Below are 20,765 nucleotides of genomic sequence, written 5' to 3'. Positions count from 1 at the left end.
CCCATGAACTCTGCTGAGCCGGCCAGCGGCCGGCACTACCCATCGTGATGCCCGACCGATAGCGATACCCGGCCGAGAGCGATGCCCGACCCAGGGCGATACCCGACCGCCAGCGCTACACCGGACGATCGGCGCACGATGTCACACCGCGCGCGGTGCCATCTTCCACAGCAACGCGCGGAACGGCGCCAGCAGGAACACGCCGATCGTCAGCTTCACCGCCAGATCGCCCAGCGCCCAGCTCACCCACGGCAGGCTGGAACCGGCGAAGGCGATGCTCCAGAAAATCGTCGTATCCAGCGTCGCGCTGCAGGTCGTTGCGACCATCGGGGCGCGCCACCAGTGCCCGCGGCGCAGCCGGTCGAACACGGTGATGTCCAGCAGCTGCGCGGCGATGAAGGCCAGGCACGAGGCCACCGCGATCCGCGGCGTGGCGATCCAGATCGACAGCAGTACCGCCAACGCGAACCCGGCCCAGGCCACCCGCCGCGCCGCCGCCGGGCCGAAGCGGCGATTGATCAGGTTGCTGACCAGGAATGCCACCGGGTAGCTGAAGGCACCCCAGGTCAGCCAGTCATTGATCGGGTACTGCACCAGCACGTTCGAGCCCAGCACCACCGCGCCCATGGCCAGCACCGCCAGCAGCAGCGAGCGCGGGGTCAACGGGGCAAAGGCAATGGCAGGACGCGCGGACATGGCGAGCCGGGGAAGTCGGGGGAAGCGGCGGATTATCCGGGCTTGTCCGGCCGAGGGCCAGCCCGGGCCGGTTCAGTCAGAAGCGTTCGCTCATGCTGGTGGCCGCCGCATCCTGGGTCGGCAGGAACGCCAGCGCGGCGCCTTCGGCATCGGCCACCATCCAGCCCGCACCGGCCGGGGTCGGGGTGAACGCCAGCACATCGCCCACCTTCACGCCTGCCGCCGGGTTGTCGGCACGCGCCGGCCAGGCCACCACGGCCGGTGCATCCGGGGCCTGCGGGTTCTTCAGCTCCACCTGGTAGCTGCCGTCCGGTTGCTGCGCCACGCGCTCCACCGTGAGTGGCGGCATCGGAGCGGCCTTCTGTCGCTTCGCGGCCCGGGCGGCGCGGTTGTGCGGCATGGCGGCGTCATGCAACTCGCTCACGCCCAGCGCGCTGAGCCAGACCGGTGCGGTGATCACCGCCAGGCTCACCACCGAGGTGGTGAGGACGCTGCTGGTGACCGGCGAGGCATTGCTGAGGTTCTGGGCGCCGGCCGACACGCTGGTCGCGAGCAAGGTCAGCGCCAGCAGTGGCGCAACGGCAGGACGGGATATCCGGTTCATTCAGCAGCTCCACGAGACAGCGGACAGCGAGGGGTTACCAACGTGCACTCGGCTGCGCCGCCGCCGCATCGATGGGCAGGAAGGCCAAGGCCGTGCCTTCGGCCGTGGTCACGGTCCAGCCGGCGCCGCCTTGGGTGGGCGTCAGCGCCAGTACGTCGCCCACCGCCACCGCGGCTGCCGGGTTGTCCTCGCGCGCGGGCCAGGCAATCACGGCCGGCTCGTCCGGTGCCTGCGGATTCTGCAGGGCCATCTCGATGCCGCCTTCTGGCGTGTGCTCCACCTTCTCCACGGTGAGCGGCGGCAGCGGCCCGGCTTTGCCACGTGCGTCCTTGGCCGCGCGGCTGCGTCGGGCCGAAGCGTCGCTGGCCTTGCTCAGGCCGGCCGAGACCAGCCACACCGGTGCGGTCACCACCACCACGCTCACCACCGAGGTGACGATGACGCTGCTGGTCACCGGGTGATTGATGCCCACCACCTGCGCGGGCGCGGGCAGGCTGGCCGCGCACACGGCAATGGCCAGCAGCGGTGCAACGACGCTGCGCGAAACACGTGTCATCGAAGATCCTTCTGATGTCTCAACTTGGGTCCGCAGTATGCCCGCTGCTGACTCACGGTTTGGGGGCGGTAATGCCTTTCACCGGTACATGCGGCACGGCCAGCTCCTGCTGCAGGCTGCTGCGCAGTTGCAGGAAATCAAAGATCGATTCCACCGTCACCACCGAGTAATTGCCGGAAATGCGCTCGCTGGCCGGGTGGTCGGTAACGGCCGCATTGGGCACGAAGAAGCGCGCGCCGAGCCGCTTGGCCACGCCGATGTGCAGCGTGCTGGGCGTATACATGTGCCGCTGCAGCCATTGCTGCGCCTGGGTGCGGTTGACAATCAGGGTGCGCTCTTCCACCTGCGCCATCGCCGCGCCCAGTACTTCCAGGATCCACTGGTTGGAATTCTGGTACTCGGTGCGGAACGGATACGCCACCACGCTGTAGCGCGCTTCATGCAGCGCCTTGGCCTGGATCGCCGGCTGGGTGAGCATCGCCTTGAGTGCATCGCGCAGCGCAGGCGTCGGCACGCCGATGCGCAGGTCGGTATGGCTGGAGGTCTCGCCGATGAAGGTGGCGACCCCTTCGCGGAACAGGTGCGACTCGGCGGTCTTGCACGGATTGAGCAGGTGCACCGCGCGCCACTGCCCATCGTCTTCGCGCAGCAGGAAGGCCAGATGGCTGTGGCGGAGGCCGTACTTGCTCAGGTCCTGGCCACCGCGGGCGATCAGCACCACGTCCACGCCATCGAGTGCATCCAATGCGTCGGTGGTGGCCAGGGCCACATCGAACATGGAGGCCAACGCAGCCGGTGTGGGATAGCGTTCGGTGCACTGCGGTTCGGCGTGTGCGGTCAGCGCAGCGCCCAGCAATACACCACACAGCAGAACGGGGTGCAGGCGCTTGATCAGTGCAGCGAAGGGTACATCCATGTCACACAGTCTCCGGCGGCACCGGCCGCGGCCGCATCATAACGCTGTGCGATGCCGTCAGGCCTGAATCTCCAACCGCGCGCGTACGTCCTCGGCAACGCGCGTGGTCTCGCGCAGCGGCTCGATGCGGCCCTGCGTCTGCCAGTCCAGCCAGCGCGCCTGCAACCGGCCACGGTCGCGCAGCGCGTGCTGGAAGTGCGCCAGCCGTCCCTGCGCCTGGTCGGCCAGGGCCACGGCGACCGGCATGCGCGTGGCGCACGCTTCAGAGAGCAGGTTCACCGAATCCGGCGAGACCACCACGCGGTTGGCCCAGCCGAGCAGCCCGGCATACGGGTTCACGCCGTCGCCGCCATCGCCCCAGATCACATTCGGCACATCGGCAAACGCACTGCGCAGCGCCCCGACCAGGGCCGGTGGGGTACGTCGCGAGGTCGTGGCCAGCAGGCTGCCGCCTTCCTCGCGCAGCTGGGAGGCGAGCTGTTGGAACACCTGCACCATGTCCGGCTCATGCCACGGGGCATGCGGGGTAGGGCCACCGACCAGCAGCGCGGTGCGCGGGCCAGGCAGGGCGCTGAATGCTGCAAAGGCGGCACGGCCGCAGGCCAGCCAGTCATCGTTGACCGGATTCAGGCTGCCGAGCAGAGTGAGCACGTTGCTGCCGCGCAGCCGGTCATGCTCAGGCACCACCAGCAGGTCCCAGTGGCGCGGGCTGAGGCGGGGGTCGAGGATCTGGACGACCTTGGTGCCACGGCGGCGCAGTTCGCGCAGCGCACCGGCCGCCTGGCGGCCACAACCGACGGCCAGCTCAGGGGCGTCGGTGGCCAGGGCTGCGAAAGCGTCACCGTAGCCCTTGGCGGCACCGGGCAGCCACCGCGGGGCCAGCCAGCGCCAGGGCGCGCGCGGGGTGAGCACCAGCGGACGATGCGCCCCCAGCTTCAATGCCGTGGCCAGGGCCACCGCCTGCCGCACATTGCCGGCACGGCCGTCAGTGATCGTCCAGGGCGGACTCCATCGTTTCACGTATGGCATTAATTCGTTTCAGTCAGGCTGGGTGTTGCAACTGTCGCGACACTCTACACTGCCAGCCTTCGCCGATCGCGCGGTCGCCCTGCCACGGTAGCCGATGCGCGAACGATTCCCCTTGTTTCCGGAGGCTTCATGTCCCACGTCCTTGACGATGCTGCGCTCGATCAGTTGTTCCGTACCGCCCGCACCCAGAACGCCTTCCTTGATAAGCCGGTCGACGACAGCCAGCTGAAGGCGCTGTACGAGCTGCTGAAGTGGGGCCCGACCGCCGCCAACGGCAGCCCGGCGCGCTTCGTGTTCGTGAAATCCCCGGAAGCCAAGGCCAAGCTCGCCCCGGCCCTGTCCGAAGGCAACCACGACAAGACCCTGGCCGCCCCGGTCACGGTGATCGTCGCCTTCGACGAAGACTTCCACGAGAAGCTGCCGTTCCTGTTCCCGCACACCGATGCCAAGGCGTGGTTCGACGGCCCGCGTGAAGGCCGCACCGAAGGCGCGTTCCGCAATGGCAGCCTGCAGGGCGCCTACCTGATCCTGGCCGCCCGCGCGCTGGGTCTGGATGCCGGCCCGATGTCCGGCTTCGACAACGCCAAGGTCGACGAAGCCTTCTTCAAGGGCACCGCCATCAAGTCGAATTTCCTCGTCAACCTGGGGTACGGTGACGCCTCGGGCCTGTTCCCGCGGCTGCCTCGCCTGTCCTTCGACGAAGCCGCCCGCATCGCATAAGCGTTACCGCCGGATCGTGGCCCGTCCGTGCGGATGGGCTGCATGACCTTTGCTTCTTTTCCCTTCGATTCGAGAGAGACCTGACATGACCATGACCCGCAAACTGCTGCTGCCGCTCGCCCTGACCCTGGCCATCGCCGCCTGCTCCAAGCCGGCTGACGAAGCCGCTGCTCCGGCCGCTGACGCGCCGGCCGCCACCGAAACCGCCGCCCCGGTTGCGGACGCCGCGGCTGCCGCCCCGGCCGCCGAGGCCATCCAGATCGCCTCGGGCACCTACAAGCTCGATCCGACCCACACCGACGTGCTGGTCCAGTGGAGCCACTTCGGCTTCTCGCACCCGACCGCGCATTTCGGCAGCGCCGAAGGCACCCTGGTGTATGACGCCGCTGACGTGACCAAGTCCACCGTGGAAGTGAAGCTGCCGCTGACCGGCCTGAACAGCTTCACCGCCAAGTTCGACGAGCACCTGAAGAGCGCCGATTTCTTCGACGCCGCCAAGTTCCCGGCCGCCACCTTCAAGAGCACCAAGGTGGAAGCCAACGGCACCAACAAGCTGACCGTGACCGGCGACCTGACCATCAAGGACATCACCAAGCCGGTGACCCTGGATGTCACCATCAACGGCGGCGGCGAGCACCCGATGGCCAAGGTGCCGGCGGCGGGCTTCGATGCCACCACCACCATCAAGCGCAGCGATTTCGGCGTCGGCGCGTACGCCCCGAACGTCAGCGATGAAGTGAACATCCGCATCACCACCGAGGCCACTGGCGAAAAGCCGGCTGCCTGAGTTTCTCCTCACTCGTCGTGAGAAGGCAGAAAGCCCGCCAATTGGCGGGCTTTCTTTATGGGGCGAGCCGGCCAGCGGCCGGCACTACCGTTCTGCGGTGTTAATCAACCCGCCGCCACCTGCGCGCTCACCTTGCCCAGCCACAGCGTGGTGAAATCGGTCGGCGTGCGCCGTGCCGGCGCGGTCAAGCCGCTCTCACGCAGGAACGCATGGGTGGCCTGCGCAAACGCCTGGCGGGCCAGCAGCGCGGCCTGCTTCACCGAGGCCTGCTGCTTGCGCAGCTGCACGATCTGCAGGCTCGGCTTACCCGGCATCGCGTACTTCTGGTAACGGCGCAGCTCATCGGCGACCAGGTCGATATCGATGTTCGCCTGCACCAGCGCGGCCTGCGCACGGGCCAATGGCACCAGGGCGGTGCGCAGCGGGGCGATGTGCTCGCCCACGGAAGGCGCCAGCGCCGCCAGGGCGGCATCCAGCGCGGGATCGGCCCGCTCGGCGCGGTCGATCAGATCGGTCAGTGCCGAAAGAGGAGAGGCTTGCATGAAAGGCACCGGCACAAAACGCGATTGTCGCATTCGCGGCCGGTGCCCGTCGCGGGCTCAGTCGTCGTGGTGCTCACTGCCGTGGGCCTTCCAGTAGCCGGTGGAGCGGATCCAGTCCTTCGGCACACCCAGGTGACCCTCGATGTACTTGCGCATCATCCGGGCCCGGCGCGATTCGGCCGCGATCCAGTAGAAGGTGTCGCCGTCCGGTTCCTCGAAATCGGTCAGCACGTCCTCCAGCAGGGTGCTGCTGGCGGCGTCGAAGCCGTTGCGCTCCAGCCACGAGATGCGGATGCGGTCGTCCTCCGGCAGCTCCTGGCGATCGCCGGATTCGGGGATCTCGATGTAGACATCGGCATTCGCGCCGTCCGGCAGCGTCTCCAGCCAGCGGCCGATCGCCGGCAGCGCGGTTTCATCGCCGATCAGCACGTAGGTGTCGAAGTCATCGGCGGTCATGTGCGAGCCACGCGGGCCGCCCACGGCGATCGCATCGCCCGGCTGCGCGTTGGCGGCCCAGGTCGAGGCCAGGCCGTCGCCGTGCATGACGAAATCCAGCGCCAGCTCGTGGGTCTCCAAGTCCCACCAGCGCGGGGTGTAATCGCGCGAGGGGGAGGGCGTCTGCCCGTCCGGGTAGCGCGGGCCTTCCGGGGTCATCGTCGGGACCACGAACTGGCCCTCGGCGTTTGGGAAGAACAGTTTGACGTGGTCATCCGGTGAGGGCGAATCGAAGCCCTCCAGCGCCTCGCCACCGACGATCACCCGGCGCATGCACGGGCTGATCTCTTCGGTGCGCAGCACCTGCAGCGGGCGGAACGTCACGGTATGACGGAGCAGTCGGTTTTCATGCAGAGCCATGGGGAATACCTGGATCAGTGCCGCAGCGCGGCGTTGAGAAAGAAGGACCTGGCGGGCGGTGGCTGGCTGGGTCTGAAACGAAGAAGGGAGGTCAGCGGCCCTGGGCACGGATCCGCGCGGCGGCCTCGCGCAGCGCCTCGGCCACGGCAGCGGCGTTGTCGTCCTGCCAGCGGCCGTGGCACAGGCCCAGCGCGTGCTTGAGCTCGCGCAGCGCATCGCGCACGAACGGCGGCAGGTTGGCCTTGGTGATCGTGCGCGCGCTGTCGCGTACCCGGTGCACTGCGGCATCGACCTCGTCGCGCTGCGCCTCCAGTTCGGCCAGGCCCAGTGCGCTGAGTGCGTACCGCTTGCGCCCACCGTCCTCGACCGCGCCAACCCAGCCGGCGGCCTCGAACTGCGCCAGCACCGGGTAGATCGAGCCGGCACTGGGCGTGTAGACCCGCACGAACATGTCACTGATCAGCTGGATCAGCTCATAGCCATGGCGCGGCTGGTCGGCGAGCAGGGACAGCACCAGCAGGCGCAGGTCGCCACGGCTGAGGGGCCGGGCGGTCAGCGGGCGGGCAGGGCGGTCGAGGTCGCGCGGAGAGGTCATTTCGATATATCGAATGCAGTGGCGGAACGATATATCGAAAACTCCGGTTCGGCCAGCACTCGCGCACGCATGGCAGGGATGCGTTCAGGTCAATTCCTGCTGTGACGGTGCGTGCTTGTGGTGGAACACTGCACCCGGTTGCCGCATCCCAACGGCACCAATGATCCACGCCGATGCGCGCTCGAATGCCGTCGCTTCGCGCACGATCCACGCCAATCGCCTGCGCCGCAGTGCCCGTGCTGTCCATCGGTGTCCCGCTGACGCGCCGGTGTCATCGCCACCGGGCAGGCTGAAATCCAGCGTGGAACCTTCCGGCGCGGCCCGCGCGCTGTCGCCGGCTGTCCTTCCGGACACGCCGGGATGGTTCCATACGCAACCGTAGCGAAGTAAGCAAACCCCTTGGTGCGCTACACTTTGCGGCTAGAAATCTAAAACAGTCGCGCGCGTGCGTGCGGTCATGGGAGCGCAAATGAACTGGTTGAACGAGGTGCTGAACAACGACCCGAATCCTGTGGAAACCCAGGAATGGATCGAGTCGCTGAAGGCCGTAATTGATGTCGAGGGCCCCGAGCGCGCGCATCAGCTGTTGGAAGGCATGGTGGAACTGACCCGTCGTTCGGGTGCTTACCTGCCGTTCTCTCCCACCACCGAGTACGTGAACACCATCGCGCCGACCCTGGAGGCCAAGAGCCCGGGCAACGCCGAACTGGAATGGCGCATTCGTTCCATCATCCGCTGGAACGCGATGGCGACCGTCGTGCGCGCCAACCGCAAGCCGGGCGACCTGGGCGGCCACATCGCCTCCTTCGCCTCCGGCGCCACGCTGTATGACGTGGGCTTCAACCACTTCTGGCGCGCCCCGAGCGAAGACCACCCGGGCGACCTGCTCTTCATCCAGGGCCACAGCGCCCCGGGCATCTATGCGCGTTCCTTCCTGGAAGGCCGCATCGACGAAGCCCAGTTGGACAAGTTCCGCATGGAAGTCGACGGCGGTGGCCTCTCCAGCTACCCGCATCCGTGGCTGATGCCGGATTACTGGCAGACCCCGACCGTGTCGATGGGCCTGGGCCCGCTCGCCGCGATCTACCAGGCGCAGTTCCTGCGTTACCTGGAAAACCGTGGCCTGATCGAGAAGTCCGACCGCAAGGTGTGGTGCTTCATCGGCGACGGCGAGAGCGATGAGCCGGAAACCCTCGGCGCGATCGCGCTGGCCGGCCGCGAAGGCCTGGACAACCTGATCTTCGTGGTCAACTGCAACCTGCAGCGCCTCGACGGCCCGGTGCGTGGCAACGGCAAGATCATCCAGGAACTGGAAGGTGTCTTCCGTGGCGGCGGCTGGAATGTCATCAAGCTGCTGTGGGGCGGTTACTGGGATGCCCTGCTGGCCAAGGACACCAATGGCGTCCTGCGCAAGCTGATGATGGAAACCGTCGACGGCGAATACCAGAACTGCAAGGCCTTCGGTGGCGCGTATACCCGCGAGCATTTCTTCGGCAAGTACCCGGAAACCGCTGCGATGGTCGCCGGCCTGTCCGACGACGATATCTGGCGCCTCAACCGTGGTGGCCACGATCCGCACAAGGTCTACGCCGCCTACCACCAGGCCGTGAACACCAAGGGCATGCCGACCGTGATCCTGGCCAAGACGGTCAAGGGCTACGGCATGGGCAGCGCGGGTGAAGCACTGAACCCGACCCACCAGACCAAGAAGCTGGATGACGACGCCGTCCGCCACTTCCGCGACCGCTTCAACATCCCGGTGACCGACGCGCAGCTGGCCGATGGCCAGGTGCCGTTCTACCACCCGGGCCCGGATTCGCCGGAAGTGAAGTACCTGCAGGAACGCCGTGCCGCCCTGGGTGGCTACCTGCCGCAGCGCCGCCGCAAGGCGACCAAGAGCTTCAACGCACCGAAGCTGGAAAGCTACGAGCGTCTGCTCAAGAGCAGCGGCGAGCGCAGCTACTCCACCACCATGGCCTTCGTGCAGAGCCTCAACATCACCCTGCGCGACAAGGAACTGGGCCCGCACATCGTGCCGATCGTGGCCGACGAAGCCCGTACCTTCGGCATGGAAGGCCTGTTCCGCCAGATCGGCATCTACGCCCCGTTCGGCCAGAAGTACAAGCCGGTCGATGCGGACCAGCTGATGTTCTACCGCGAAGACCAGAGCGGCCAGGTGCTGCAGCAGGGCATCAGCGAGCCGGGCGCGATCAGCTCCTGGATGGCCGCCGGTACCAGCTACTCGGTCAGCAACGTGCCGATGCTGCCGTTCTACATCTACTACTCGATGTTCGGCTTCCAGCGCGTGGGCGACATCGCCTGGCAGGCCGCGGACATGCGTACCCGTGGCTTCCTGCTCGGCGGCACCGCCGGCCGCACGACGCTGAACGGTGAAGGCCTGCAGCACGAAGATGGCTTCAGCCATATCGTCGCCGGTGGCATCCCGAACGTGCGCAGCTATGACCCGACCTTCGGCTTCGAAGTGACGGTGATCCTGCAGCACGGCACCAAGGCCATGATGGAAGATCAGATTGATGAGTACTACTACATCACCCTGATGAACGAAAACTACACCCACCCGGAAATGCCGGAAGGCGCGGCCGACGGCATCGTCAAGGGCATGTACCTGCTCACCGACGCCGGCAAGCCGAAGAAGGGCGAGCTGCGCGTGCAGCTGCTGGGTTCGGGCACCATCCTGCGCGAAGCCATTGCTGCGGCCGAGCTGCTGGACAAGGACTTCGGCGTGACCGCCGATATCTGGAGCTGCCCGAGCATCAACGAACTGCGCCGCGATGGTTTCGATGCTGAGCGCTACAACCGCTTCCACCCGGAAGCCGAGCCGCGCAAGGCCTACGTGACCGAGCTGCTGGAAGGCCGCCAGGGCCCGGCGATTGCCGCGACCGACTATGTGCGTGCGTATGCGGACCAGATCCGCGCGTTCGTGCCGATGTCGTACACGGTGCTGGGTACGGATGGCTTTGGTCGTTCGGACACCCGTGCCAACCTGCGTCGCTTCTTCGAGGTTGACCGGTACTACATCGCGCATGCCGCGATTGCGGCGCTGGCGAAGGAAGGGAAGATGACGGGTAAGGATGTGGCGAGAGCGATCAAGCAGTACAAGATTGATCCTGAGAAGGCTAATCCTGTCGGGGTTTGATCTAGAAGGACGAGCTTTAAATCTGGGCGGCCAATAGGCCGCCCTTTTTTTTGGGCACTCAAATGGATGCTCCATCGCTAGCACCCGCGGAACCTCGAGCTTATGCCGCCAGCCGCCCCGAGCAGCGCCCTGGCGGAAAGCGTCTTGGGCTGCAAGATGGAGTCACTCGCAGATGCGTCCATTTCCGACATCCTCACTGAACGAGGAATCTGCCAACCGGCCTAGACGCGCATAAGAATGACGTCACACTCTGCCAACGTTTCGTTGCACGTGATGTGCTTGCACGACAGACATCGCAAACTGGTTTTGTGCTGATTCTCGGCGATCTCGGCTGGATTAACGGCCAGCCCACGGCGGACTTTAGGCTCATAGCGGGATGCGAGAGTTGCAGAAGGTCCTTTTAGAGGGGCGCCCAAACGCTGCGCTCATTGACGTAGACTTGCCCAAAATAAAGCGGCCCACAGGGGGGCTGGAGATGAAAAGGACTTCTCTCGCAGGCATGCGTACCGCAGTACGCGCGTCATCGGATGACCATGTAGGTCACGTAGATCACTATTCAAGACTGAAATTCTGCGCTGCTCTCCAGGTGGCGCTCGGAAGTTGCCGAGCCCAACAAGGGCTCAGCGGCTGATCATTGCTTGCGAGCTTCCTCGGCATCGCGCCGAAACTGGCTACGCGACACCGTATGTCGTATGCCGGCCGCAATCTACTCCCAGTCCTGAATGAGAGAGGGGGCGGCAAAAAGCCGCGCCCAGCATAACGCCATGACGCAACGACCAATCAAAGATCCGCTTGCCAGGAATCTCGTCCTGCTGAGGTTAATTCCACGTTTCCCGCGCAGCATCTCCACTGTTGAGCTGCGTGACTCACTTTCGGCAGAAGGGTTTGACATCAATCTGCGCTCACTGCAGCGTGATCTCTCAGGCAAGCTCAGCACGCTTTTCCAATTGGTGTGCAGCTCTGAAGATAGCGATGAGGATGTGCGTCGCGCTCGCCCTTATCGTTGGTCGTTCGCCGCATCCGCGCAGACTACCGTGCCGGTAATCAGCCCAGCGGCGGCGTTGGCGATGACCATGGCTGAGGAGCATCTGCGTCATGTGCTACCGCCTACGGTGCTCGGCCTTCTCGACCCTCATTTCAATGAGGCCCGGGAACTGCTGCAAACCATGGAACAAAATGGGCTTTCGCAATGGTCAAGGCGCGTGCGCGTGGTGCCGCCCGTGAAACCATTGCTGCCGGCAGTGGTGGAGCCGAAGATCTGGGATGACGTTGCGACGGCCTTGTTGACTGGTCGCCTGCTGAAGGGACGCTACCTCAGTCGCGCCAAAGCACAGCCTATTGAAATGACATTGCATCCCGCGGGGCTAGCGGCCCGAGGGGCAACTACATATTTAATCGCCCGTGTAGGGAATTTCGACGACCTGAGGCACTTTGCGTTGCATCGCTTCATCGACGTGGTCGTGACCGATGAAGTAGCCGACGATCGCGGATTCGATATGCCGGCCTATCTCAAGTCTGCTGCTTTTAGCCCGCGCATCAGCGACGAAGCGATAGTCCTGGATGCCGAAGTGCACCCTCAACTCGCATGGGCACTCGCTGAGACGCCGCTGGCGCTGGATCAGACACTGCAGCCAATTGAGGGTAGCGAATGGCACAGCCTGAAGGTCGTGGTGCCAGAAGACCAGGAGATGGTGACATGGGTGCTCAGCCAGGCCGAGCGCATCCGCGTGATTGCACCTGAATCAATGCGTACACGCGTCGCCAATCGCATTCGTGATGCAGCAGCTTCTTACAGCCCCACCATTTCGTCGTAACGATCGGCCACCCCGCATTCAAACCCACAACCCACCACTGCTAGGAAATACGGACATGCCCATCCCCATTCTCATCGGTCTCGGCGTAGCAGCTGCCGCCTCCATCGGCGCCAAGAAGGCCTACGATGGTTACAAGAAGCATAGTGAATCCGACGGAATCGTCGATTCCGCTCGTTCGCGCTATCAGGTCCGTCGTGATCAGTTCGATAGGCAAGAGAAAAAGACCATGGAATCCCTGGATACGCTAGGGAACCTGGAGCTGAGCATCGGTAAGGAATTCGAGCGATTCTCGACACTATCCGCTGCACTGTTGCAGCAGTTGAACCAGAGTCGCGAGCTCAAGCTGGAGGTCAAGCTGCCCAGGCATACCCTGCAGAAAGTGGAGGCATATACCTACTCTGCAGTAGGCGTGCTGGGTAGTATCGCGGGTGCGGGTGCAGGCGGTGTAGCCGCTGGCTTTGCGGTATATGGGGGTGTCATGACCTTTGCCGCTGCGTCGACAGGTACGGCCATTTCAAGCCTGGCGGGCGTCGCGGCCACCAATGCCACGTTGGCAGCTATTGGTGGCGGCTCCCTGGCAGCCGGTGGTCTGGGCATGGCAGGCGGCACTGCGATTCTAGGTGCCGCGGTTGCCGCCCCCATCTTGGCCATTGCTGGTTGGGCGTATGACAGCCATGGCGAAATGGCATTGAAGAACGCCAAGCAGGCGAGCGCTGAAGTAGACAAGGCAATTCCCAAGCTCGAGGCGGCGTCCAAGCTGATGGCGAAGACAGACTTGGCAGCTCGCAAAGTTAAGTCCGCACTAGAGGAGATCCGGGTCAACTTTGACCACTACTTGGATACTCTTGAAGGTATCGATAGTCTCATCGGCAGCTTGAAGCGCCTTGGCCGCGATGTTGACGAAGAGCTCGCAAAGTTCGAACAAGAGATCATGTTGGCCATTGGCAACGGCTACGCACTCGCTGCAATTCTCACGGACATCATCTCCACTCCTCTGTTCAAGGTGAAGGTCACGAACGACGATGTGGTCGTCAACGCCGAAGGCATGCCAGAGATGGAAACCGATGAAGACGGATCGTTGATCCTCAACTCGGAAGGGATCGATGCTGCGTTGGGCACTGGCCGCAATAGTGCGATGCGTTTTAACGCGCAGTGATCTCCTTGGCGGCGGACCAGACACGTCCGTCGCCCCCCCCCTGGATCTCGCCTCCGGCCACCCATATGAACACAACATACGCAAACCACGACTTCGACTGGATTCCCGAGCTGGAGAAGACAGTTGTCAGCAGCCTGGTGACAAGTTTTGGCCTAGATTTCCTGCTGCTAAAGGACAAGGAAGGCGGGGATGTGGATACCATCCACAATGCTCGCCAAGGGCATTACGCGACGTTGACCGAGAAACACCGGTACGAAGATCGTGGTCACTACGACTCTACTGCCTACCATACGCACCCGAATTACAAGAGCAAGGGTGCGGCAGACAAGGCCGCACACCAATTGGGTTCGCTGCGAGATCCGTACCGTGACACTTTGATGACGGCTGCTGACAAGCGCGCACTCGACCACGTTGTCGCAGCCAAGGAGATCCACGAGGACCCAGGCCGCGTACTGGCTGGTCTGAACGGCGTTGAAGTCGCAAATCGCAGCAGCAATCTGCAGTCGACGCACGAGACAATCAACGCGTCGAAGGGTGCCAAGCCGATTGATCAGTACCTGGCGGACGTCTCCAAGACCATTGCCAAGAACGAAGCTAATATCGCCGCGCTTCAGCGAAAGCTTGATGCGATGCCGCGCGACACGCCTGAGCAGCAGCATGAGGCGCGGACGCTGGAAGCCGGCATCAACAAGATTGGCAAGCGGAACGAGACGCTGAAGTCCATTGATGCCGATGGAATGCGCAAGCGCGACGCGGAAGCCCGCGAAGCCTACGAGAAGGAGGTGAATGTCACCTACTACACCGGCAGTCGTTTCCTTAAGAACACGGCCATTGCGTCGGTCAATACCGGCTTCCGCATGGGGTTGCGTCAAGTTCTAGGACTGGTTGCGGGTGAAGTCTGGTTCGAGCTGCGCGCCAGGTTGCCGGCGGCCATGAAAAGCCTTGGCAGGAACTTCACCTTCGATCGCTTCTTGCGCCGCGTCAGTGTGATGCTCCAGGGCATTTGGCGACGAGTGCAGCGACGATTCCGGGACCTCATGACGGAGTTCGGGGATGCCTTTCTCGGCGGGGTCGCTGCGAGCATAACGACCACGGTATTCAACATCTTTGCAAAGTCAGCAAAGATCGCAGCCAAAGTCATGCGAGAAATGTGGGGATCCTTGGTCAAATCGATCAAGATTATGTGCCTCAATCCGGGAAGATTGAATGACACGGAGAAGAAGCGAGCGGCATTGGCGGCCCTTACCGTAGGTGCAGGCGCCGTTGCGGCGTCGCTGGTGTTGACCCAGTTGGGGGCGCTAGCCGCAACACCTATCGTGGGTGGGCCAATTACCTCCTTCTTGGCGGCACTGATCAGTGGCGTGGTGACGCTTGGCCTGACATGGTCGCTGTTGCACAGTCCATTAGCGGCGAAGATATGGGACTTCGTCGCACGCAGCGCGCATGTGCAGACATTGGCCGATTTTGTTGAGATCAATCGACGACTTGATGCATATCTTCAGCAGCTCGCAGAACTGGAGTTGAATGTCGATCCTTGTGCGATGGTGGCATTCGCTGAAGATCTCAGCTCCTGCAACTCCGAGCTTGAGTGCGCATGGTTGCTGACAGTGGAGGCCGAGCGGCGCGGGATTGAGCTGCCATTCCAGCTGGGCGACACTGTTGCCACCCGTTCCTGGTTGAGTGGCCTTGCGAAGGCATGAGCGAGGTCTTTCCGTGCAGCGCATGTGGCTTGTGTTGCCAGCACGTCAACGCGGCTGAGCAGACTCAATTCTTGGATCGTGGCGATGGCACCTGTCGCCATTACGTAGTGGCTACGCGAAGGTGTGGCATTTACGAAGATCGGCCCGACATCTGTCGGGTCGATCTGCAGTTCAGCCGACACTACGCAGCGACAATGTCATGGGATGCCTTTGTCGATGTGAACTTGCAGGCGTGTAGATTTCTGCAGGCAGCAGCGGCGGCAGGTCCGGACGCGGATGGGTCACATCATCTGGAGCATCTTCCATAGCAATAAGAGCCAGCTCCACCGATTGGTAGACCTGGCTCCTATTGTCTTTTGGTTTGTCGAACGACTCTGCGAAAGCACTGCAAACGCGCCATGCGCGTATTTGCGTGGCAGGCATCCGGCGCACGCGGCGATCAGGCCGCATCATCTAAGCGTGCGATCTGACTGTACCAGCGCTGCGTCAGTTCGCTGAGTCGCCGCTCTGCTGATCGGCCAGCCAGGCTCCAAGACCGTACAGGGCAAATCCATACACAACCGCGGCTCCAATGATCCTGAACATTGCATTTCCTTTTGTCTTGGGAGATCGGGCATCCTTGCCCGTCGTTCGTTCCGTCCCGTTTAAGTCTGCGATCTGATGCGACAACGGGTGTCGCAGGCAGGCCCGAACTCGTTGGCGGCACCATTCTGGCCATCCTGCTACCATTCCCCCGCAAACCCAGCCAGCCCACCCAGCGCAGACAGATGCGGGGCCGGCCGTCACATGTACGGCCCAGCGAGCCAGGACACCCTCCCGTGCCCCTTCAAGGAAGCTCGCATGTACCGCAATTCCGTAATCTGCTCGGCCGCTCTGGCCCTCGCCATCTCCCTGAGCCTTGGCGCCCCGTCGGCCTTCGCCGCTGACCAGGCCACCGCATCTGCCAGCAGCACCGCCGTCCAGCGTAAAGCCGTCGCCCAGGGCCTTTATGAGCTGGCCTTCAGCCCCAAGCAGAACGCCCTGTTCGTCGCCTCCTCGGGCGGCTTCGGTGATGCCGCTGGTCCGTCCCATGTCCTGCGCCTGAACCCGGAAACCCTGGCCGTCGAAACCGCCATTCCGCTGCAGCGCAAGGCCTTCGGCGTGGTGCTGGACGACGCCAACAACCGCCTGTACGTCGGCAACACCGTCGATACCTCGGTCACCGTGGTGGACACCGCCGCCAACACCTCCGTCGGCATCGTGCAGCTGATGGAAAAGAAGGTCGGCAAGGACGGCAAGGCCGCTTACACGCACGATCTGCGCGAGCTGGTCGTTGATGGCGCCAACAACCGCTTGTACGTCACCGGTCACTCGGGTGAGGGCAGCGTGCTGTTCGTGGTGGACACGCAGTCGCTGAAGGTCATCAACACCATTCCGGGCCTGGGCAACGCCAAGGCACCGGGTCTGGCGCTGGATGCCAAGGCCAAGCGCGTGTACACCTCCAACCTGCTGGCCGAGGTCGTCACTGTCGGTACCGACAGCGGCAAGGTCGAGCAGCGCTTCAAGGTCAGTGCCGAGCAGCCGATGAACATCGCGCTGGATCCCGCCGGCAAGAGCCTGTTCGTGACCGACCAGGGCTCGGAGATGATCCGCAAGTACCAGGCCAGCAGCTCGGCCTTCGAATCGAAGCATCCGGGCCAGCGTGTGCTGGTGCTGGACCGTTCCACCGGCAAGGAACTTGCCAGCATCCCGACTGATGCCGGTCCGCTGGGTATCCTGCTGGACGCACCGCGCAAGCGTCTGTACGTCACCAATCGCGATGGCGGCACCGTTACTGCGTACAACAGCGACACCTACAAGCAGGTGGCCACGTACGCGGTGCCGACGCACCCGAACAGCCTGGCGCTGGATGCCAAGAAGAACGTGCTGTACGTGACTGTCAAGAATGGTGACAGCGAGCCGAAGGGAAGTGAAGAGTCTGTTGCCCGGATTGCGCTGTAACAAATAGTAGGGACGCGCTGCCCGGTAGCAGATATGCGCCGGGCAGCTTGCTACGTCCAAGTGTGGTGATCCTTAAGCAGGCGGTCGCATTTCTATTCATGCGTTGGGCAGGTAAATCGCGGTCGATGCCTTACTTCGACGGTGCACAGTACGTCTGTCCGGCACGCGCCATCGCAGCAGCGTCCAGCTAGCTATTTTGGTGGGGCCGTCGCATCTGCGAGCGCCAGCGCTATACATCCGGGGCAGTAAAGCTGCCCCGGATAGGTCCGCACAACAACATCGGCCAACCTTCTGCGAAGTTTAGGGTTACTCGTCAGAGTCCCTAAGTAACGCTGTGTCCACGGTCAAAATGGTGCCAAACACGACAATAGCTAGTTACTATCGCAAGTCGACCCGTCAATAGACGGGCTAATGACTTAAGAGATAGGAACAGGGATGAACTATTGGTGGGTTAACCAGAATAAGACCTTTAAGATCGCGCTGAACGGAGGCTACCTATGGTCGCCCAAGCAACGGAGCGACGGAGGCAGGAGTGAGTTCTACGACAACATGACGAAGGTCCAGCCGGGCGACATCGTCTTTTCGTTCGTGGACACCTACATCCAAGCACTGGCGGTTGTCGTGGAGCCGCATAAGAGCCGAGATAAGCCCGCGGAGTTCAAGACGGCGGATCCCAATTGGACGGAGAAGGGCTGGTACGTCAAGGTTGATTACACCTTGCTGGAGAACAAGGTGCGACCCCGGGATCGCATGGATCTCTTGGCCCCCCTGCTGCCCGACAAGTACTCACCCCTTCAGGCCAACGGGGATGCGAACCAGGTGTACCTGGCTCATATCTCTCCTTCCTTGGCTAAAGCGCTCCTTTCACTTATCGGTGAAGAAGGTGACGAGAAGCTCGCCGAGGCAGCAGCAGCCGGGATTTTTCAGGACAAGAATCTGACGGTCACGGAGAAGGAGCAGCTGATCAAGGCCCGTAGGGGACAAGGTCTATTCCGCCGCCGTGTGAGCGCCACCGAGATTCGTTGCCGTGTCACCGGAATAGACGATGAGCGATTTCTGACAGCGAGCCACATCAAGCCTTGGTCGAAGAGCGACAATGAGGCGCGGCTTGACGGCAACAACGGGCTGATGCTCTCGCCTCACATTGATCGATTGTTCGACAAGGGATACATCTCCTTCGACGATCTTGGTGACCTGTTGATTAGCGCTCAGCTGCCTGCGGAGGTCAAATCCAAGTGGGATCTGGGTCAGGTCGCGGTTACGAAGCCTCTGTCCGAGCAGCAACGGCTCTATATGGCCTATCACCGAAGCGAGATCCTACGGAAGTAATCGGCCGCTGATAGGAATTGCCAGGGCTACAGATTTGAGACGGAGGGAGGGCTGCGAAGCGGCCCTCTGCTAGGCCGCTGTCGATCTCTACGTCAACGGCGGTTGCAGCCAAGCGTCATGGTTCTTCCGTGCTGCCAACGTAGCCATTCCCATCATCAGCGCTAAGCCGCAGCCGAGCATGCCGGCCGTGAGGGAGATCGGTATGCCCTTTATCAGCGCCCAGAGTGCGATAACGGAAGCAGGGGCAACTCCCAACATCCCAAAAGACAGCCACGCCTTTCGCGTGCTCGCGTCGGTTCGCATCACGGCGGCCGTCTTCGCGGCAGTGATGCGTGCATCCAAGCCCTTCAGCTCCGCAGCTCGGTACTGACCCTCTGCGCTTAGTCGGCCTAGAACGACTGGATGGGCGCAAAAATGATGAATGGTGTAGCGATGCGTGCCACGGCTGCCGCCATTTGCCGGCTCGCTGCCGGTGGTGGTGTAGTACTTCATGAGCGCTAAACCACTGGCACCTAGTGCTTTTGCATGCAGCAGTGCCTCCAAGCGCGCCGCATCAGGTGACTCGCGACTGCTGCTGTGTACCGTCCAAAGCGACGACTCCAGCGTTTCCCAATCTTGGAACGTGGGGCCACGGGAATGCAGGATTTCATTAGGGGTAGTCCACCGGTCAGCTTCCACCACCTCCAACGTGCGGATGGCCATCGCGCGGTAGCCCTTAGGAGATGCGGCTTCCTCGAATCTCACCCGCAGGCCCTCTATGGGTGCCTGCGTTCCGACGAACTGGGATTGATGTGCGAAGTAGTCGCGGCCGTCGTCGCCGCGAATAAAGCCATAGCCCTTGCTGGGCAGAAAGCTGCGGAGGGTACCTTCCATGGTGGCGTGCCTGACTCGTGTTGTGTCGCAGCCATATCGGCCGGTACCGCGCTGGCTTGAGCCGTGTGCACCGATCTACCTGAGTGACGGCGAGGTCTAAACCGTGCGGTGTCCACGCAACAGCAGACAGCTGGCACAGCACTCGCTCGCCGGTATCCGCCGCAGTGCAGCGCTCAACGCTTTGCGCGATGCCGGGTGCGTACCGAATCCATGCAGTAGCAAGGTGACGGCCAGCCCACAGCAGGATACCCCGGACTGGCTGGGCCCTGCGCCCGCATCAGTGTCCGGCGTGATCTCACGACAGTCCATGTACCGGTTCCCAGTGTCGACGATGCCCCATGACAACTATCGTCCTGAGGTGTCGCAAATCCTGAGATCGTGGCCTCTCATTCCTCCCTCTTACCCCTTGAACACCCCGGCCGGCACCAGTCAGCCCTGTGCACGTCACGTCAGCGACATCGCGCTTTCTTTCACGGCTCACCCAACCCCCTCTCCCTAGGATCGAACATTCCTTCCCCATCGCTCCAAGGAGTTCCCATGGCTGCTTCCCGCGTTCGTCTGCACGTTGAAGATTCCGGTGGTACCGGCCGCCCGGTGGTGCTGATCCATGGCTGGCCGCTGTCGGCCGAATCGTGGAAGGCCCAGGTCCCCGCGCTGCGCGAGGCGGGGTACCGCGTGGTGGCTTACGACCGCCGTGGTTTCGGGCGCTCGGACAAGCCGTCCGATGGTTACGAGTACGACACGCTCGCCGATGATCTGGCCGGTGTGATCGAGGATCTGGATCTGAAGGACGCCACCCTGGTCGGCTTCTCCATGGGCGGTGGTGAAGTGGCGCGCTATGTCGCCAAGCACGGCGAATCGCGCCTGCACAGCGTGGTGTTCGCCTCGGCGGTGCCGCCCTACATGCTCAAGACCAGCGACAACCCCGAGGGCCCGCTGACCCAGGAAAAGGCCGATGAGATGCGCGAAGGCCTGGAGAAGGACCGCGACACCTTCTTCGATGGCTTTACCAAGGATTTCTTCAGTGCCAACGGCGAGCTCAAGGTCAGCGAAGAAGAACGCCAGGCCGCGATCAAGCTGTGCCAGCAGTCCGACCAGACCGCCGCGCTGGGCTGCATGAAGGCGTTCGGCACGACCGACTTCCGCGGCGACCTCAAGAAGGTCACGGTGCCGACCCTGGTGCTGCACGGCGACAGCGATGGCACGGTCCCGTTCGAGGGCTCGGGCAAGCGCACCCATGCGGCCATCGCGGGCAGTGAAGTGGTGGTCCTGAAGGACGCGCCGCACGGCTGCAATGCCAGCCATGCCGATGCGTTCAACAAGGCACTGTTGGACTTCCTGAAGAAGTAAGTCGCAGGTCGCTCTCCGCCATGCGCGCCCGGCACGTTGAGATCACGTGTCGGGCGTTCTTGTACGCTGTACCCGCTGAGCTGGAATCCAGCGCCCGCCCATACGA

At 63.2% G+C, this 20,765-nt stretch carries 19 protein-coding genes; 9 read left to right on the top strand and 10 right to left on the bottom strand.

Annotated elements, in window-relative coordinates:
* Window positions 1–141 precede the first annotated feature (141 nt).
* From QMX81_RS07680 to QMX81_RS07660, 5 genes are all read right to left on the bottom strand, one after another.
* Window positions 142–696: a queuosine precursor transporter gene (locus QMX81_RS07680; RefSeq protein ID WP_046272868.1), complete on the bottom strand. Its 555-nt coding sequence runs from the start codon at window positions 694–696 to the stop codon at window positions 142–144.
* 76 nt (window positions 697–772) lie between these two features.
* A complete protein-coding gene (locus tag QMX81_RS07675; protein ID WP_282260249.1) occupies window positions 773–1,300 on the bottom strand; it encodes a hypothetical protein in 528 nt (175 codons plus the stop codon).
* 34 nt (window positions 1,301–1,334) lie between these two features.
* Entirely contained in the window at window positions 1,335–1,856 is a 522-nt protein-coding gene (locus tag QMX81_RS07670) for a hypothetical protein (protein ID WP_282260247.1), read from the bottom strand.
* Window positions 1,857–1,908: 52 nt separating this feature from the next.
* Window positions 1,909–2,772 (bottom strand): DUF2145 domain-containing protein, encoded by an 864-nt coding sequence (locus QMX81_RS07665; protein WP_121042320.1) that lies wholly within the window; start codon window positions 2,770–2,772, stop codon window positions 1,909–1,911.
* A gap of 57 nt (window positions 2,773–2,829) precedes the next feature.
* Entirely contained in the window at window positions 2,830–3,801 is a 972-nt protein-coding gene (locus tag QMX81_RS07660) for a mitochondrial fission ELM1 family protein (RefSeq protein WP_121042321.1), read from the bottom strand.
* 129 nt (window positions 3,802–3,930) lie between these two features.
* Between QMX81_RS07660 and QMX81_RS07655 the strand changes: the two genes are divergently transcribed.
* Together QMX81_RS07655 and QMX81_RS07650 are read left to right on the top strand one after the other, a co-directional pair.
* Entirely contained in the window at window positions 3,931–4,521 is a 591-nt protein-coding gene (locus tag QMX81_RS07655) for a malonic semialdehyde reductase (protein ID WP_088434587.1), read from the top strand.
* A gap of 85 nt (window positions 4,522–4,606) precedes the next feature.
* Window positions 4,607–5,308: a YceI family protein gene (locus tag QMX81_RS07650; RefSeq protein WP_282260242.1), complete on the top strand. Its 702-nt coding sequence runs from the start codon at window positions 4,607–4,609 to the stop codon at window positions 5,306–5,308.
* A 104-nt stretch (window positions 5,309–5,412) separates the two neighbouring features.
* Here QMX81_RS07650 and QMX81_RS07645 read toward each other — a convergent pair whose 3' ends face one another.
* The 3 genes from QMX81_RS07645 to QMX81_RS07635 form a co-directional block, all read right to left on the bottom strand.
* Window positions 5,413–5,850, bottom strand: coding sequence for a hypothetical protein (locus tag QMX81_RS07645; RefSeq protein WP_282260239.1), 438 nt, complete (start codon window positions 5,848–5,850; stop codon window positions 5,413–5,415).
* 57 nt (window positions 5,851–5,907) lie between these two features.
* On the bottom strand, window positions 5,908–6,705 hold the full coding sequence (locus tag QMX81_RS07640; RefSeq protein WP_282260237.1) for a siderophore-interacting protein: 798 nt from the start codon (window positions 6,703–6,705) through the stop codon (window positions 5,908–5,910).
* Between the two features lie 91 nt (window positions 6,706–6,796).
* Window positions 6,797–7,300 carry a PadR family transcriptional regulator gene (locus QMX81_RS07635; RefSeq protein WP_282260235.1) on the bottom strand — a complete coding sequence of 168 codons (504 nt, stop codon included), beginning with the start codon at window positions 7,298–7,300 and terminating at the stop codon, window positions 6,797–6,799.
* Between the two features lie 469 nt (window positions 7,301–7,769).
* On the opposite strand from QMX81_RS07635, the gene aceE reads away from it, so the two are divergent.
* From aceE to QMX81_RS07615, 4 genes are all read left to right on the top strand, one after another.
* A complete protein-coding gene (gene aceE, locus QMX81_RS07630; RefSeq protein WP_088434592.1) occupies window positions 7,770–10,457 on the top strand; it encodes a pyruvate dehydrogenase (acetyl-transferring), homodimeric type in 2,688 nt (895 codons plus the stop codon).
* Window positions 10,458–11,221: 764 nt separating this feature from the next.
* Entirely contained in the window at window positions 11,222–12,271 is a 1,050-nt protein-coding gene (locus tag QMX81_RS07625; RefSeq protein ID WP_282260230.1) for a WYL domain-containing protein, read from the top strand.
* 55 nt (window positions 12,272–12,326) lie between these two features.
* Entirely contained in the window at window positions 12,327–13,427 is a 1,101-nt protein-coding gene (locus tag QMX81_RS07620) for a hypothetical protein (RefSeq protein WP_282260228.1), read from the top strand.
* A 65-nt stretch (window positions 13,428–13,492) separates the two neighbouring features.
* Window positions 13,493–15,127, top strand: a complete 1,635-nt coding sequence (locus QMX81_RS07615) for a hypothetical protein (protein ID WP_282260226.1) — start codon at window positions 13,493–13,495, stop codon at window positions 15,125–15,127.
* Between the two features lie 171 nt (window positions 15,128–15,298).
* Here the strand turns inward: QMX81_RS07615 and QMX81_RS07610 are convergent, their stop codons facing one another.
* Window positions 15,299–15,559, bottom strand: a complete 261-nt coding sequence (locus QMX81_RS07610; protein WP_282260224.1) for a hypothetical protein — start codon at window positions 15,557–15,559, stop codon at window positions 15,299–15,301.
* Window positions 15,560–15,967: 408 nt separating this feature from the next.
* On the opposite strand from QMX81_RS07610, the gene QMX81_RS07605 reads away from it, so the two are divergent.
* Window positions 15,968–17,107, top strand: coding sequence for a YncE family protein (locus tag QMX81_RS07605; RefSeq protein WP_282260221.1), 1,140 nt, complete (start codon window positions 15,968–15,970; stop codon window positions 17,105–17,107).
* Between the two features lie 435 nt (window positions 17,108–17,542).
* Window positions 17,543–18,436, top strand: a complete 894-nt coding sequence (locus QMX81_RS07600) for an HNH endonuclease (protein WP_282260219.1) — start codon at window positions 17,543–17,545, stop codon at window positions 18,434–18,436.
* Between the two features lie 87 nt (window positions 18,437–18,523).
* Here QMX81_RS07600 and QMX81_RS07595 read toward each other — a convergent pair whose 3' ends face one another.
* Entirely contained in the window at window positions 18,524–19,309 is a 786-nt protein-coding gene (locus tag QMX81_RS07595) for a cold shock domain-containing protein (RefSeq protein ID WP_282260217.1), read from the bottom strand.
* Between the two features lie 537 nt (window positions 19,310–19,846).
* On the opposite strand from QMX81_RS07595, the gene QMX81_RS07590 reads away from it, so the two are divergent.
* Window positions 19,847–20,659 (top strand): alpha/beta hydrolase, encoded by an 813-nt coding sequence (locus tag QMX81_RS07590; protein ID WP_121042364.1) that lies wholly within the window; start codon window positions 19,847–19,849, stop codon window positions 20,657–20,659.
* Window positions 20,660–20,765: the final 106 nt, after the last annotated feature.

It is taken from the genome of Stenotrophomonas sp. PS02301, from assembly GCF_029959485.1.
Lineage (GTDB): Bacteria > Pseudomonadota > Gammaproteobacteria > Xanthomonadales > Xanthomonadaceae > Stenotrophomonas > Stenotrophomonas maltophilia_Z.
The sequence above is the reverse complement of the archived record's forward strand: the minus strand, read 5'-3'. Positions and strand labels throughout refer to the sequence as shown.